This is a genomic window from Microbacterium rhizosphaerae, from assembly GCF_034120055.1.
GTDB lineage: Bacteria > Actinomycetota > Actinomycetes > Actinomycetales > Microbacteriaceae > Microbacterium > Microbacterium rhizosphaerae.
Window position 1 is genome coordinate 1,325,786 of record NZ_CP139368.1, and the last position, 14,654, is coordinate 1,340,439.

General features: G+C 71.1%; 12 protein-coding genes. 5 read left to right on the forward strand and 7 right to left on the reverse strand.

What is annotated here, in order from left to right; all coding sequences use genetic code 11:
* Positions 1–34 precede the first annotated feature (34 nt).
* A complete protein-coding gene (locus SM116_RS05710; protein WP_425563245.1) occupies positions 35–1,483 on the forward strand; it encodes an NAD(P)H-quinone dehydrogenase in 1,449 nt (482 codons plus the stop codon).
* Between the two features lie 3 nt (positions 1,484–1,486).
* Here SM116_RS05710 and SM116_RS05715 read toward each other — a convergent pair whose 3' ends face one another.
* The 5 genes from SM116_RS05715 to SM116_RS05735 all read right to left on the reverse strand — a co-directional run bounded on the left by SM116_RS05715 (position 1,487) and on the right by SM116_RS05735 (position 8,248).
* On the reverse strand, positions 1,487–3,124 hold the full coding sequence (locus SM116_RS05715) for an amidohydrolase (protein ID WP_320943494.1): 1,638 nt from the start codon (positions 3,122–3,124) through the stop codon (positions 1,487–1,489).
* A complete protein-coding gene (locus SM116_RS05720; RefSeq protein WP_320943495.1) occupies positions 3,121–4,506 on the reverse strand; it encodes an APC family permease in 1,386 nt (461 codons plus the stop codon). The genes SM116_RS05715 and SM116_RS05720 overlap by 4 nt, the downstream gene beginning before the upstream one ends.
* Before the next feature lie 191 nt (positions 4,507–4,697).
* Positions 4,698–5,726 carry a LacI family DNA-binding transcriptional regulator gene (locus tag SM116_RS05725; protein WP_320943496.1) on the reverse strand — a complete coding sequence of 343 codons (1,029 nt, stop codon included), beginning with the start codon at positions 5,724–5,726 and terminating at the stop codon, positions 4,698–4,700.
* 35 nt (positions 5,727–5,761) lie between these two features.
* Positions 5,762–7,531: an acetyl/propionyl/methylcrotonyl-CoA carboxylase subunit alpha gene (locus SM116_RS05730; protein ID WP_320943497.1), complete on the reverse strand. Its 1,770-nt coding sequence runs from the start codon at positions 7,529–7,531 to the stop codon at positions 5,762–5,764.
* A 78-nt stretch (positions 7,532–7,609) separates the two neighbouring features.
* Positions 7,610–8,248: a Maf family protein gene (locus SM116_RS05735; RefSeq protein ID WP_320943498.1), complete on the reverse strand. Its 639-nt coding sequence runs from the start codon at positions 8,246–8,248 to the stop codon at positions 7,610–7,612.
* A 35-nt stretch (positions 8,249–8,283) separates the two neighbouring features.
* On the opposite strand from SM116_RS05735, the gene SM116_RS05740 reads away from it, so the two are divergent.
* The 4 genes from SM116_RS05740 to SM116_RS05755 are packed head-to-tail and all read left to right on the forward strand — an operon-like array spanning position 8,284 to position 12,537.
* A complete protein-coding gene (locus SM116_RS05740; protein WP_320943499.1) occupies positions 8,284–9,561 on the forward strand; it encodes a class I SAM-dependent RNA methyltransferase in 1,278 nt (425 codons plus the stop codon).
* 24 nt (positions 9,562–9,585) lie between these two features.
* Positions 9,586–10,248 carry a response regulator transcription factor gene (locus tag SM116_RS05745; RefSeq protein WP_320943500.1) on the forward strand — a complete coding sequence of 221 codons (663 nt, stop codon included), beginning with the start codon at positions 9,586–9,588 and terminating at the stop codon, positions 10,246–10,248.
* On the forward strand, positions 10,238–11,476 hold the full coding sequence (locus tag SM116_RS05750) for a sensor histidine kinase (protein WP_320943501.1): 1,239 nt from the start codon (positions 10,238–10,240) through the stop codon (positions 11,474–11,476). The genes SM116_RS05745 and SM116_RS05750 overlap by 11 nt, the downstream gene beginning before the upstream one ends.
* Complete coding sequence (locus SM116_RS05755) at positions 11,473–12,537, forward strand: hypothetical protein (protein WP_320943502.1); 1,065 nt, start codon at positions 11,473–11,475, stop codon at positions 12,535–12,537. The genes SM116_RS05750 and SM116_RS05755 overlap by 4 nt, the downstream gene beginning before the upstream one ends.
* A gap of 290 nt (positions 12,538–12,827) precedes the next feature.
* Here the strand turns inward: SM116_RS05755 and SM116_RS05760 are convergent, their stop codons facing one another.
* Both SM116_RS05760 and SM116_RS05765 read right to left on the reverse strand, forming a co-directional pair.
* Positions 12,828–13,052 (reverse strand): acyl-CoA carboxylase subunit epsilon, encoded by a 225-nt coding sequence (locus SM116_RS05760; RefSeq protein WP_320943503.1) that lies wholly within the window; start codon positions 13,050–13,052, stop codon positions 12,828–12,830.
* Entirely contained in the window at positions 13,049–14,638 is a 1,590-nt protein-coding gene (locus SM116_RS05765) for an acyl-CoA carboxylase subunit beta (protein WP_320943504.1), read from the reverse strand. Before SM116_RS05765 ends, SM116_RS05760 begins: the two co-directional genes overlap by 4 nt.
* Positions 14,639–14,654: the final 16 nt, after the last annotated feature.

The following is a 14,654-nucleotide window of genomic DNA, read 5'->3' on the forward strand; positions in this document are numbered from 1 at the left end:
CGGGGGCGGCGCGCGGCGGGGGAGAATGGATGCCATGTCCCTGAGCTTCGAGAGAACGCAGAGCGTCGCCGTCCTCGGCGGCGGTCCCGGCGGATACGAGGCGGCGCTGGCCGCCGCCCAGCTGGGTGCGGAGGTGACCCTCGTCGAGCGGGCGGGTGTGGGCGGCGCGGCCATCCTCACCGACGTCGTCCCCTCGAAGTCGCTCATCGCGACCGCCGACGCGGCGGTCGCCATCGCCGGGGCGAGCGACCTGGGCGTCGAGTTCTACGCGAAGGGAGCCGAGGGCAAGCCGCTCAAGCCGATGGTGGCGATCAACCTCGCCGCCGTGAACAAGCGGCTCCTCTCCCTCGCCCGCCAGCAGTCGGACGATCTGCGCGCGACGCTCCTCGAAGAGGGCGTGCGGATCGTCACGGGGCACGGACGGCTCGAGGGGAACCGGGCGGTCGTCGTGTCGACAGGTCCCGGTGGCACCGACTTCGACCGCATCGAGGCCGACACGCTCGTCGTCTCGGTCGGAGCGTCGCCCCGCCAGCTGTCGTCGGCGAAGCCTGACGGGGAGCGCATCCTCACGTGGACGCAGCTCTACAGCATGCCCGCCCTGCCCGACCACCTCATCGTCGTCGGCTCCGGTGTCACGGGCGCCGAGTTCGCGGGCGCCTACATGAACCTCGGGGCGAAGGTCACCCTCGTCTCGAGCCGTGACCGCGTGCTTCCGGGCGAGGACGAGGACGCCGCCGCCGTCCTCGAGAAGGTCTTCACCCGCGGCGGGATGCAGGTCCTCTCGAAGTCGCGCGCCGCGAAGGTCGAGCGCACTCCGGACGGCGTGATGGTCACCCTGAGCGACGGGCGCACCGTGGAGGGCAGTCACTGCCTCATGGCCGTCGGGTCTGTTCCGAACACGGCGGGCATCGGCCTGGAGGACGCGGGCGTGCAGCTCGCCGAGTCCGGTCACATCCAGGTCAACCGCGTGGCACGCACCTCCGTGCCGAACATCTACGCGGCGGGCGACTGCACGACGTTCATGCCGCTTGCCTCCGTCGCCTCGATGCAGGGCCGGACCGCGATCTTCCACGCCCTCGGCGACGCGGTCATCCCGCTCGAGCGCCGGCGCATCGCCGCGAACATCTTCACGGCTCCCGAGATCGCGACCATCGGCTGGCAGGAGAAGGACATCGCCGACGGCCTCGTCGAGGGCGTCGCGCACAAGCTGCCGCTCGCGGCGAACGCCCGCGCCAAGATGATGGGCATCAAGGACGGCTTCGTCAAGATCATCGCCCACAGGGGCAGCGGCACCGTCATCGGGGGCGTGATCGTCGGGCCGCGCGCATCCGAGCTGATCTATCCGGTCGCGATCGCGGTGGAGCGCCGCCTCACCGTCGACCAGGTGTCGCGGGTGTTCACGGTGTTCCCGTCGCTGTCGGGGAGCATCACGGACGCCGTGCGCGCCATGCACTCCGTGGAGGTCGTGCGCGAGGACGGCTGAGTCTCAGCGTGCGCCCCCGGCCGTCACGGCGCCTTCGAGCCGCGCCGTCACGCAGCCGTCCAGCATCGTGAGCAGCGGCCGCGCGTGCGCGAGCTCGTCGGGCGTCACAGCCAGCGGATCGATGTCGAGCACCACGAGGTCGGCCACCGCGCCGGGGACGAGCGCCCCGCCGCCGACCCCGACGGACCGGTGCGCGTGCGTGGTGTAGCCCTCGAGCGCCTGACGGGCGGTCAGCGCCTGCTCGGGCGCGACCGGATCGGCCTCGGGATGCTCCGACGACCGCCGCAGCTGGGCGTCGGCCATGATCTCCCACGGGTCGAACCCGACGACCGGCCAGTCCGAGCCGAGAGCCAGGGTGGCACCCGCAGCCCGCACGTCGGCGGTCCGCCACGCCCGTCGGGCGCGTTGGGGTCCGAGCCGGCGCGACCAGTCGTCGCTGCCGTCCGGCCGCACGTAGTGCGTGCAGTGGGTGGGCTGCATGCTGGCGGCGATGCCGCCTGCGGCCAGCAGGTCGATCACGTCGCGGTCGACGGACTCGATGTGCTCGATGCGGTGCTGCGGTCCGGGCGTGGGCAGGTCCGACAGCGTCTCGACGACGAAGCGGATGCCGCGGTCGCCGATGGCGTGGGTCGCCGTGGGCACGCCGAGATCGTGGAAGCGACGGATGCGGCGCGCATACGCCTCGTGGTCGCTCCAGAACGCCGCGGTGCCCTTGCCGAAGGCGTCCGGCGTCTCGAGCCAGGCGGTGCCGCCCTCGACCGTGCCGTCGATGAACAGCTTGACGCCCTGCACCGCCCAGCGGCGGCCGTGGCGCTTCTGCAGCGCCAGGATGCGCTCCACGTCCGCGTCGTCGGAGGTCGGCTCGCACCACGGCGAGAGCCGCAGACGGATCGGCAGCTCGCCCTCCGCCTCGATCGCCTCGAGCAGCGCGAGCGCGTCGTCGGCCTCCAGATCCATGACGTGCGTCGCCGTGATGCCGCGCTCGGCCATGCGGGTGAGCAGGTCGCGCAGCTGCCGCACGCGGTCGTCGAAGGAGCGTGGCGGCAGAATCGACTCCACCCGGTCCATGACGGCGAACTCGAGGAGGTGGCCGGAAGGGCGGCCGCTGCCGTCGTCGACGACCGATGAGCCGTCGTCGTTGACGACGGGGGCCGTGATCCCGGCCAGGCGGAGGGCGGCATCCGTCGCGACCGCCGAATGGGCGTCGAACATCTTGACGTACGCGAGCCGGTCCGCACCCAGCACCTCATGCAGGATCGCGTGCGAGATCGGCTCGCCCTCGAAGGCGTTGGGATCGAGTCCCCACGCGAGGAACCACTCGTCGCCGGCCTGTTCGTCGCGCCCGCGCTCGAGCGCCTCGACCAGTCCCGCGCGCGTGGAGATGCCGGTGAGCGACGTCCCCCGCACCATGTCGAGGCTCAGGATCGGGTGCGTGTGCGCATCGACCAGACCGGGGACGACCGTCGCGTCGGGGAACTCGAGGACGACGGTGTCGGGCCCGGCGAGCGCAGCGATGGCATCTCGGTCGCCCACCGCGAGCACGCGCCCGTCCGCGATGGCCAGGGAGTCGGCATCCTCCCGACCGAGCATCGTGCGGATGCGGCGGGCGAGGACGATCGTGTCTGCTGAGGTGTCGCTCACTGTCGCTCCGAGAGGTCGAGGGTCGGCGTGGGACGGCGGAAGAAGCGCGTCACGATCAGCAGGATGACGAAGCCGGCGGCGAGCCAGGCGAGGCCGATCGCGAAGGTCACCGGCGCCAGGCTCGTCCACAGCCAGACGGTGAGGGCGAAGCCGATGAGCGGCAGGACGAGGTTGCTGAACCACGCGCCGCCGGTGCGCTCCCGCTTGTCGACGAAGTAGTGCTTGAAGACCGCGAGGTTCACGAACGAGAAGGCGATCAGGGCGCCGAAGCTGATCATGTTCGACAGCGTGAGCAGGTCGAAGACGATCGCGAGGAGCGAGACGACCGACACGATGAGAGTGGCGACGACCGGCGTGCCGAAGCGCGTGCTCAGGTGTCCGAAGATCCGCCGGGGGAGCACTCCGTCCCGTCCCATGGCGAACAGGATGCGGGCGACCGACGCCTGAGAGGTGAGGGCCGATCCGAGTCCACCGGCGGTGAAGCCCGCGATGAACAGTGCCGAGAGCCAGTGGCCGCCGACGGCCGTGACGACCTCGACGCTGGCGGTGTCCGCCGAGTGGAAGGCATTGGAGGGGAACGCGATCTGTGCCGCGAACGAGATGACGATGAAGATGATGCCTGCCGCGATCGTGACGATCATGATGGCTCGGGGCACCGTGCGCTTCGCATCCTTCGCCTCCTCCGACAGAGTCGACACCGAGTCGAAGCCGAGGAACGACAGGCACAGGATCGCGGCGCCCTGGAACAACGTCGCGAAGCCCGAGACCGAGCCGTCGCCGCGGAACGGGAGCAGCGGATCGACGCCGTGCCCGGTCGCCGACGCGATGGACAGCGCGAGGAAGACGACGATGAAGACCCCCTGCAGCGCGATGATCACGAAGTTCGTGCGCGCCACCGAGATGATGCCGATGATGTTCAGAACCGTCACGAGCGCGATCCCGAGCACGATCCAGATCCAGTTGGCCACCGCGGGGAAGGCGTTGTTCATGTAGAGCCCGAGGATCAGGTAGTTGATCATCGGCAGGAACAGGTAGTCCAGCAGGAGCGACCAGCCGGCGAGGAAGCCGATGGCGCCTCCGAAACTCTGCTGCGTGTACACATAGGCCGATCCCGCGTACGGGTAGGCGACGGACATCCGGGCGTACGACCGCGCGGTGAACATCATCGCGACGAGCGTGATGAGGTACGCGTCGACGACGCGTCCGCCGGTGAGCTGCGTGACGATGCCGTAGGTCGTGAAGACCGTGAGCGGCACCATGTAGACCAGACCGAACAGGACGAGCGACGGCACGCCGAGAACGCGCCGGAAGCGTCCATCGGTGACCTGGGCCGTCGCCTCCGTCGGGCTGATCAAGGCTTCGGGGGCGGAATTCTCGGACATGGAGGCTCTTTCCTCTTTCGGGACGGATGCGGCGCTGCATCCGGTTCGACATCGACGTCTGGTGCCCGGTACGCGGGTTTTTCTCCGGGGGATTCCCGTGCGGGTCCGCCCAGGATAGCAATATCGTTACAGCAGTGCAATATCGCTACAGCATCTCGCGACGACCGGAGGCGGGAGGGCGGAATTGGTCATCAGCGCGGCGGTGCGACGGGTCCGGCGGTGGACTGCCGGCGGCGAAGCGTCAGAGGGATGACCTCGCGCACGAACTGCCGGGGCGCGCCCGCGGCATCGGCATCGAGCACCGCGACGAGCGCCCGCATGCAGCGCCGGCCGAACTCGCGCGCGTGCAGATCGATCGCGGTGATCGACGGCTGGGTGAGCTCCAGCGCGGCGGAATCGACGGCCGCCGCGACCAGCAGGTCCGTGCCCACCCGGCGGCCGAGGCGCTCCGCGCTCGTGACCACGCTCAGGACCGTGCCGTCCGCGGTCGTGACCACCGCGTCGACGGGCTCCGGTCCCTCGAGCAGCTCGGTCACGGACCGATGGATGCCATCGGGCGTCGCGGGATGCGCGAGCGCGACGACACGCGGAGGGATGCCGCGATCCCTGCACCAGGTCTCGAACGTCTCCCGCACGGTCATGGCCCACTGCATCGGCACGTCGAGCGACAGCAGCGCAGGATGCCGGCTCCCGCGCTCGGCGAGGTGATCCATGAGCTCGGCGACGCCGCTCGCGTGGTCGCTCATCACGTCGCCCCGCGGCTCGGGCAGCCCGGGCGGCACGGGTTCGCCCGTCACGACCGGAAGCCGCCCGGACAGGATCGCGCGTGCCGACTCGTCGTCCGCGAGCGGGTCGAGGAGGATCACGCCGTCGGCATGCACGCGGTCCAGCTGAGAGGGCGACGCGTCGGCGGTGAGCATCGAGACGATCAGGCCCGCCCGGTCGGCCTCCTCCACGACGCCGAACGTCGCCTCCATGTAGTACGCCATGGTCGACGTGTCCCGCGGCAGCGCGAGGGCGATCATGCCCGTCCGGGCGCCGCGGAGGCTGCGGGCGAGCGTGTTCGGGTGGTAGCCGATCTCGGCCGCGACCTCGTGCACACGGCGTCGTGTCTCCTCCGACACCCGGCCGCGGCCGGTGATCGCGAACGACACCGTGGAGCGGGAGATGCCGAGGCGGTCGGCGATGTCCTGGAGGGTCGCCGCCCGATCGGTACGCATGAAGCGAACCTACAGGGCCCCGTGGAACACCCTCGTCAGCTGATGAGCAGCAGCTGGTGCCCCGCCGACACGGTCGTGCCGGGGTCGGCGTTGATCGAGCCCACGACGCCGTCCTTGTGCGCCTGGATCGGCTGCTCCATCTTCATGGCCTCGAGCACGATGACGAGGTCGCCCTTGACGACCAGCTGGCCCTCCTCCACCGCGACCTTGACGATCGTGGCCTGCATGGGCGCCTTGACGGCGTCGCCGGATGCGCCGGCGACGACGGTGTGCTCGTGCGAGCGCCGCGACGGCGGCACCGCTGCGGGACGGCCGGCGGTCTGCGCGACGGGGGCGACGATGCGGTCGGGAAGGCTCACCTCGAGGCGCTTGCCCGAGACCTCGACGACCACGGTGTGGCGCGTCTCGGTCGCCTGAGGACCGTCCAGCTCGCCGTCCCACGCGGGGATGTCGTTGACGAACTCGGTCTCGATCCACCGGGTGTAGACGCCGAAGCGGCCGTCCTCCGCGGTGAACGCCGGGTCGCGCACGACCTTCCGGTGGAACGGGATGACCGTCGGCAGTCCGCCGACCTCGAATTCGTCGAGCGCGCGGCGTGAGCGCTCGAGCGCCTCCGCGCGGTCGCGGCCGGTCACGATGACCTTGCCGAGCAGCGAGTCGAACGCGCCGCTGACCGTGTCGCCGGCGGTGACGCCGGAGTCGAGCCGCACGCCCGGGCCGCCGAACGTCTTGAAGACCTTGATGGGGCCGGGCTGCGGCAGGAATCCGCGGCCCGGGTCCTCGCCGTTGATGCGGAACTCGATGGAGTGGCCCTGGGGCTCCGGGTCGTCGTAGTCGAGCGTGCCGCCCTCGGCGATGCGGAACTGCTCGCGCACGAGGTCGATGCCGGTGACCTCCTCGGACACCGGGTGCTCGACCTGGAGCCGCGTGTTGACCTCGAGGAACGAGATCGTGCCGTCGGCGCCGATCAGGAACTCGCAGGTTCCCGCCCCGACGTAGCCGACCTCGCGCAGGATGGCCTTCGACGACGCGTAGAGAGTGGCGTTCTGCTCGGCCGTCAGGAACGGCGCGGGAGCCTCCTCGACGAGCTTCTGGTGGCGGCGCTGCAGCGAGCAGTCGCGCGTCGAGACGACGACGACGTTGCCCTCGGCATCCGCGAGGCACTGCGTCTCGACGTGGCGCGGCTTGTCGAGGTACTTCTCCACGAAGCACTCGCCGCGGCCGAACGCGGCGATCGCCTCGCGCGTCGCCGAGTCGAACAGCTCGGGGATCTCGGCCATCTCGCGGGCGACCTTGAGGCCGCGTCCGCCGCCGCCGTACGCGGCCTTGATCGCGATGGGCAGTCCCACGGTCTCGGCGAACGCGACGACCTCGTCGGCGCCCGCGACCGGGCCGGGCGTGCCGGGGGCCAGGGGGGCGCCGACCTTCTCGGCGACGTGACGAGCGGTGACCTTGTCGCCCAGGGCCTCGATGGCCTCGGGGCTGGGGCCGATCCAGACCAGGCCCGCGGCGGTGACCGCCCGGGCGAAGTCGGCGTTCTCGGCGAGGAAGCCGTAGCCGGGGTGCACGGCATCCGCTCCCGAGCGCCGGGCGACGCCGAGGATCTTGTCGATCGAGAGGTAGGTCTCGGCGCTCGTGGTGCCCTCGAGCGCGTAGGCCTCGTCGGCGAGGCGCGCGTGCAGGGCGTCGCGGTCCTGGTCGGCGTAGACGGCCACCGACGCCTTTCCGGAATCGCGCGCGGCGCGGATGACACGGACGGCGATCTCGCCACGGTTGGCAACGAGAACCTTGGCGATCTGAGGCATGGATGTCAGCCTACAGAGGGGCGTTGGGGGGGTTTTGAGTGACCTCCACAAGAAACGCCTGTATATGTGTCAGGGAACCTACGAGCGCGTCCACAGGCTCGGCCAGGCGATCCCGAGCTCCCGGACGAGCCGCCGCACCGTGGACAGCGACATCCCGACCACCGTCGACGGGTCGCCCTCCACGCGCTCGATGAACGGCCCGCCGAGACTGTCGATCGTGAACGCCCCGGCGACATGCAGCGGCTCGCCGGTCGCGACATAAGCGTCGATCTCGTCGTCGGTCATGTCGGCGGTGAACGAGACGGACGCCTCGGCCACCGCGTGCGCCTCGGCCGGCTCGGCATCCGGTGAGAGCAGATAGACGCTGTGCCCGGAGTGCAGGACACCCGTGCGGCCGCGCATCCCGTGCCAGCGCCCAGCCGCGATGTCCGGGGTGTACGGCTTGCCGAGGATACGCCCCTCGATCTCGAACATCGAGTCGCCGCCGATGACGATGCCGGTGAAGCCCTCGGCGGCCGCGCGCGCCGCGACGTCGGCGGCCTTGCGGCGGGCGAGGAGCAGCACGTGGTCGGCGGGCGGAAGCCGCCCCTCGACGCGCTCGACCGCGGCGATGACCGCCTCCTCGTCGACATCCGGCGCGAGCGTCTCGGGCTCGATGCCCGCCTGCCGCAGCAGCATGAGTCGGGCGGGCGAGGTCGAGGCCAGGAGCACGCGCATCCCCTCACGGTAACGGGTGTGGGATGCTCGGACACATGGTTTCGACGGGCGCCGTGGGCGACGAGGTGGAGCTCGCGATCGAGGGCGTCGCGCACGGCGGCGTGTTCGTCGCACGCCACGGGGGCGATGCCGAATCCCGCGGGCGGGTCGTCTTCGTCCCCGAGGTCATCCCGGGCGAGCGCGTCCGCGCCCGCCTCACCCAGGCCGGTGCGAAGTCCTTCTGGCGCGCGGAGCCGATCGAGATCCTGGATGCGTCGCCCCACCGCCGCCCGCACGTGTGGCCGCAGGCCGACATCAACGTGCCGGCGGCCGAGCGACCCGGCGGCGCCGACTTCGGCCACATCGCGCTCGAGCACCAGCGCGAGCTCAAGGCGACGGTGATCTCCGACGCGCTGCGCCGAATGGGCGGGGTCGAGCCCGGGGATCTCGCGGTCGCCCCGGCCGGCGCCGACGAAACCGTCGACGGCACCGGCTGGCGCACGCGCGTCAGTCTGCACGTCGACGAGAAGGGGCGGATCGGCCCGTTCGCGTCGCGCAGCCACGAGGTGGTGCCGGTCGTGGACCTGCCGCTCGCGACCCGCGCCATCGCCCATGCGGCCGACCGCCTCACGGGCGCCGAGCCGGGGCGAGTCGACTTCGTGCAGCCGGCGGACGGGCGCGTTCGCATCCTCCGCCGTCCCGCGGCGAGGCGTGCGCACCACAAGCCCGAGACCGTCGTCGAGGTCGTCGACGATCGCGAGTTCCGCGTGGATGCCGGCGGGTTCTGGCAGGTCCACCGCCTCGCTGCGGCGGCGCTCAGCGCCGCCGTCCGCGCGGGGCTCGCGACGGCAGGCGGAGTCGATCCGGATGCCGCGCACCTCGACCTGTACGGCGGGGTCGGACTCTTCGCCGCCACGCTCGCGGAGCTCGGCGGGCCGCGCACGCGCGTCACCTCCGTCGAGTCCGACCCCGCTGCGACCGAGCACGCCGGAGACAACCTCGCCGAGTGGGTCGGGGCCCGCGCCGTCACCGGCAGGGTGGACCGGTGGATGCGTCAGCTCGCCGACACGGCGTCCGCCGCCGAGCGATCGCGTCTCGCGGCGGGCGTCACGCTCCTCGACCCGCCGCGCGCCGGAGCGGGGCGCGAGGTCGTCGACGCGATCGCGGGGCTGGCCCCCGCATCCGTCGTCTACGTCGCCTGCGACCCCGTCGCGCTCGCGCGGGACCTGGCCACGTTCCGCGGCCACGGTTACGAGCCCGCGGTCCTCAGGGCGCTGGACCTGTTCCCCAACTCCCACCATGTCGAGACGGTGGCGATACTGACGCGGTCGTGACCCGCACTCGTTAGGCTGAGCGGCATGACGCAGGTGGCGCTGATCGACGACCATGAGTCCGTGCGGCTCGGGCTGGAAGCGGCCTGCGACCGGAACCGCTCGCTGCACGTCGTGTTCTCCGGGAGCACGGTCACGTCGTACCTCGACTGGCGCCGGTTCAGCGACTCGCCGCCCGCCGACGTGGTCGTCCTCGACCTCACACTCGGCGACGGGACGACGATCCCGGAGAACGTGCGCGCGCTGACATCCGACGGCTCCAGCGTCATCATCCACTCGGTCGCCGACCGGCCGGACGCGGTCCGCGAGGCGCTCGCCGCGGGTGCTGCAGGCGTCATCAGCAAGGCCTCGCCGACCGAGGACGTGCTCGACGCGATCCGCACGGTGGCGCGCGGCGAGCTTCTGGACAACGTCGAGTGGGCCAGCGCCGTCGAGGGCGACCGGCTCTTCGCCGATGCGCAGCTGTCGATGCGCGAGCGCGACGTGCTGAGGCTGTACGCCGCGGGGCTGCCCTTGAAGGCCGTCGCCGATCGTCTCGGGATCGCGTACTCCACCGCGAAGGAGAACATCACCCGGGTGCGCATGAAGTACATCGACGTCGGCCGGCCGGCGCCGACCAAGGTCGATCTGCTCCGCCGCGCCATGGAGGACGGCATCCTCAACGTCGAAGAAGGCGCCGGTGGCGGCTGAGGCGGTCGCATCGCGCCGGCGCACCCGCGCGCTCGGCTCGTTCACGCGCACCCGCGTCGAGCGCATACTGCAGCTCGCCATCGCGATCGGATGCCTCGCGCTCGGATCGCAGGCGTTCTTCGCGGCGCTCGGGCCGGACGATGAGGCGCGGGGATGGCACGTCCCCTTCGTCGTGATCGTGTTCGCGAGCCTCGCCGCGGCGATCGTCGCATGTCTCGCGGGCCGGGCGGTCCGTCCGATGAGCGCGCAGTTCCCGCTCGTCTACGTGGCCGCGCTGCTGGTGTGGCCGCTGGCCACCCGCGGCGTCGCCACGGCACCGACGGACCACCCCTGGATCTTCTACCTCATCAACGTCGCGACGGTCATGACGATCCTCGCGTTCCGCCTTCCGCTCCAGATCCTCGCGACGATCGTGATCCCGCTCCTGTACGGACTCACCCGCCTCGTGCAGGGCGGGTTCGGGCGGGAGTACTGGATGACGGTGAGCCTGGATGTCTCGTTCGCCCTGATCCTCGGCGGCATCCTGCTGTCGCTCGGCTGGGTCTTCCGGGCCGTCGCGGACGACGTCGACGGCGAGCGCGCCCGCGCGGTCGAGACCTACGCGGCCGCAGCCGCCGCGGAGGCGACCGAGCAGGAGCGCGTGTCGGTCGCCGCGCTGATGCACGACAGCGTCCTGGCGGCGCTGCTCGCCCTCGCCCGGTCGCATTCCGACCGCGAGCGGGCCCTGGCGGTGTCCATGTCGCGCGAGGCGCTGACCCGGCTCGCCAACGCCGAGCGCGACGCGGAGATCGGGACGGATGCGCCGGTCTCGATGACGGCGCTGGCGGATGCGGTCGAGAATGCCGGGGTCGAGTTCGGGGTCGTCCCTCCGACGACCCGGCGCATCGACCGCCGCGCCGGCACGCTGCCCGAGAGCGTGGCGCGCGCCCTCGTCCTCGCCGCCACCCAGGCGATCGCCAACTCGATCCAGCACGCGGAAGGGCGCGGGCTGCGCCTGGAGGTCGAAGGACTGACCGACCCGCCCATGGTGGTGGTGCGGATCATCGATTCGGGTCCGGGCTTCGATGCGGATGGCGTCGCCGAGGACCGGCTCGGCATCCGCGCCTCGATCCTCGCCCGGGTCGCGGCCGTCGGCGGGCGCGCCCACGTGGACACCGGACCACAGGGCACGCGGGTCGTGCTGGAGTGGGGCTGGCCCTCGCCCGACCATGAAGGGGAGGATGCATGACCTTCAGCGTCCGGCACGTCCTCATCGGGCTCGCCGTCGCCTTCACGGCCTACCTGTCCGCACGCGGCCTGTGGTGGACCGAACCTGTCGCGCGCCCGGTCGGCATGATCGCGTCGCTCGTGGTCTATCTCCTGATCACGTGGCTGTGCCTGCTCGTCGAGCCTGCCGGAGGGCGCCGCACGACCCCGGACGACCACGACGTGCCCTTGACTGCCGGCTCCCGCGGACCCGTCCCGCTTCCGACGTGGGCCGCGGCCCTCGCCTTCGCCCTGGCCATCGCGCTGCCGACGGGCCTGACCCTCTTCGCCGGCACCGGATCGGCCGGTGCCCCGTATGTGACCTGGTACATCGGGGGCATCGGCGCCCTGATGACGATCGTGATGGTGCGCCGGCGCACGTGGTGGGCGTGGGCGGGCACGGCGGCGCTCGCGGTCGTCTCGGCCGTGTGGCTGGGCCCCCTCAACGCCCTCGCGATGGGACTCGTCGGATCGATTCTGTGGGTCGGCGTCGCTCAGCTGCTCATGCGTTCCTTCGACCGTGCCGCGCGCGACACCTCGCAGCTGCAGGAGCTCCAGGCCGCCGCATCGTCCTGGCAGGCCGCGCAGTCCGGCCGCCGGCGCGAGCGGCGGGTCCAGGTGCAGCGCGCGCTCACCATCGCGGGCCCCGTGCTCACGCGTGCCATCGAGGTCGGCGGCGCGATCTCGCCGGCCGACCGTGCTGAGGCGACCATCGCCGAGGGGCGCCTGCGCGATGAGCTCCGCGGCGGACGACTGCTCGACGACGACGTCCGCGAGGCCCTCGAGCGGGCGCGCCGACGCGGCGCCGTGGTCACCGTCTACGACGAGGGCGGGCTGGATGACCTGTCCGAGCCGGCGCTGGTCACCATCCGCCGGGAGCTCGCGGCAGCGGTCGGCTCCGCGCACTCGGATCGGCTGTTCGTGCGAACGTCGCCGGACGCCGATGTCGCCGTGACCGTCGTCGGCCGATCGGCCGGAGGCCCGGGCCGCGGCGAGGACGAGACGGTCGACCTCTGGCGTGAGATCCCGCGTCGCCCGGCGTGAGCCGCGCTCGTCGTCGGCGCGCGGCGGATCTCACCGACCCGGCGGGGGAGTGACAGGGCGGTGGAGAGAGAAGAAGGCGAGGGGCGGCGAAGCCGCCCGCCCCTCGCCTGAGCGGACGGTTACCCGAAAACCGTCCGCAGGGGGCCGTATCCGGAGCTCGTCAAACCCTGTCCGAGCCGGTCGGCCGAACGCGGAAGCGTTCCAGCTCCATAAGTCTGACAAACCTGTGCGGTGCGTGTCTGTAGGTATTTTGGGGGACAAATTCTCGCGGGATCACGCGAGAAAGGACATCATGCGGTCCAGCTGCCCCAGCCGTACTCGCGCGGCAGGCGCTGGCGAAGTCCACGGCTCGACAGTTCCCATGCGGAGCGATGCTCCCGCTCTTCGGCGACCGCATCGGCCGCCTCGTTCGTGTACGCCTCGCTGACCACCGCCATGAGGGCGGCGAGCTCCTCGTCGCTGGGAGTGCCCCGGATGACCTCGATGGCGAGCTGTGCGTCGTCCTCGCCGCTCATAGCGGGATGTTACCGTGCTTCTTCGCGGGCATGCTGGCGCTCTTCCCGCGCAGCGCTCGCAGGGCCTTGGCGATCGAGACGCGGGTGTGCGCGGGCTCGATGATGCCGTCGAGCTCGCCGCGCTCTGCGGCCAGGAACGGGGATGCGACGTTGTACGTGTACTCGTTCGCCAGGCGCGTGCGCACGGCGGCGATGTCCTCGCCGGCGTCGGCTGCCCGCTTGAGCTCCCCGCGGTAGAGGATGTTGACGGCGCCCTGACCGCCCATCACCGCGATCTCCGCGGTCGGCCACGCGAGGTTAACGTCGGCGCCGAGCTGCTTCGACCCCATCACGATGTATGCGCCGCCGTAGGCCTTGCGCAGGATGACGGTGACGAGCGGCACGGTGGCCTCGGCGTAGGCGTACAGGAGCTTGGCGCCGCGCCGGATGACGCCGGTCCACTCCTGGTCCGTGCCGGGGAGGTAGCCCGGCACATCCACGAGCGTCACGATCGGGACCGAGAACGCGTCGCAGAACCGCACGAAGCGGCTCGCCTTCTCTCCGGCCTCGATGTTGAGCGTCCCGGCCATCTGCGACGGCTGGTTCGCGATGATGCCGACGGTCCGGCCCTCGATGCGGCCGAACCCGATCACGATGTTCGGCGCGAACAGCGGCTGCACCTCGAGGAAGTCGCCCGCGTCGACGATGTGGGCGATGACCTGGTGCATGTCGTACGGCTGGTTGGGGGAGTCCGGGATGACCGTGTTCAGGAACTGGTCGGCATCCGTCGTCTCCCATTCGAAGCCCGACTCGTACCGCGGGATCTCCGACATGTTGTTGTCGGGGAGGAAGCCGAGGAGTGTGCGCACGTAGTCGATCGCGTCGTCCTCGTCGTCGGCGAGGTAGTGCGCCACGCCCGAGCGGGTGTTGTGGGTGTAGCCGCCGCCGAGCTCTTCCATTCCGACGTCCTCGCCCGTGACCGTCTTGATGACGTCGGGGCCGGTGACGAACATCTGGCTCGTCTTGTCGACCATGACGACGAAGTCGGTGAGTGCGGGGGAGTAGACGGCACCGCCCGCGGCGGGACCCATGATGATCGAGATCTGCGGGATCACGCCGGACGCGGCGGTGTTCAGGCGGAAGATCTCGCCGTACTTGCCGAGCGCGATGACACCCTCCTGGATGCGGGCGCCCCCGGAGTCGAGCATGCCGATGCAGGGCATGCCGTTGCGCAGTGCGAACTCCATGACCTTGATGATCTTGTCGCCCGCGGCCTCGCCGAGCGATCCGCCGAAGGTGGTGAAGTCCTGGGCGTAGACGGCCACGGTGCGGCCGTTGATCGTGCCGATGCCGGTGACGACGGAGTCGCCGTACGGGCGCGCCTTGTCCATGCCGAACGCCGTGGTGCGGTGGCGCACGTACTCGTCCAGCTCGACGAACGACCCGCGGTCGACGAGAAGCTCGATGCGCTCGCGCGCGGTCAGCTTGCCCTTGGCGTGCTGCTTCTCGAGCGAGATCTTCTCGGGATCGACGACGGCTTCCTGGAAGCGCTGGCGCAGGTCGGCGATCTTGCCGGCGGTCGTGGAGAGGTCGGGCTCATCGGTCACCGTTCCACCCTAGCGA

Coding starts and splice junctions, on each gene's coding strand:
- SM116_RS05710 (WP_425563245.1), top strand. CDS start 35: ATGTCCCTGAGCTTCGAGAGAACGCAGAGCGTCGCCGTCCTCGGCGGC.
- SM116_RS05720 (WP_320943495.1), bottom strand. CDS start 4,506: ATGTCCGAGAATTCCGCCCCCGAAGCCTTGATCAGCCCGACGGAGGCG.
- SM116_RS05725 (WP_320943496.1), bottom strand. CDS start 5,726: ATGCGTACCGATCGGGCGGCGACCCTCCAGGACATCGCCGACCGCCTC.
- SM116_RS05730 (WP_320943497.1), bottom strand. CDS start 7,531: ATGCCTCAGATCGCCAAGGTTCTCGTTGCCAACCGTGGCGAGATCGCC.
- SM116_RS05735 (WP_320943498.1), bottom strand. CDS start 8,248: ATGCGCGTGCTCCTGGCCTCGACCTCGCCCGCCCGACTCATGCTGCTG.
- SM116_RS05740 (WP_320943499.1), top strand. CDS start 8,284: ATGGTTTCGACGGGCGCCGTGGGCGACGAGGTGGAGCTCGCGATCGAG.
- SM116_RS05745 (WP_320943500.1), top strand. CDS start 9,586: ATGACGCAGGTGGCGCTGATCGACGACCATGAGTCCGTGCGGCTCGGG.
- SM116_RS05755 (WP_320943502.1), top strand. CDS start 11,473: ATGACCTTCAGCGTCCGGCACGTCCTCATCGGGCTCGCCGTCGCCTTC.
- SM116_RS05760 (WP_320943503.1), bottom strand. CDS start 13,052: ATGAGCGGCGAGGACGACGCACAGCTCGCCATCGAGGTCATCCGGGGC.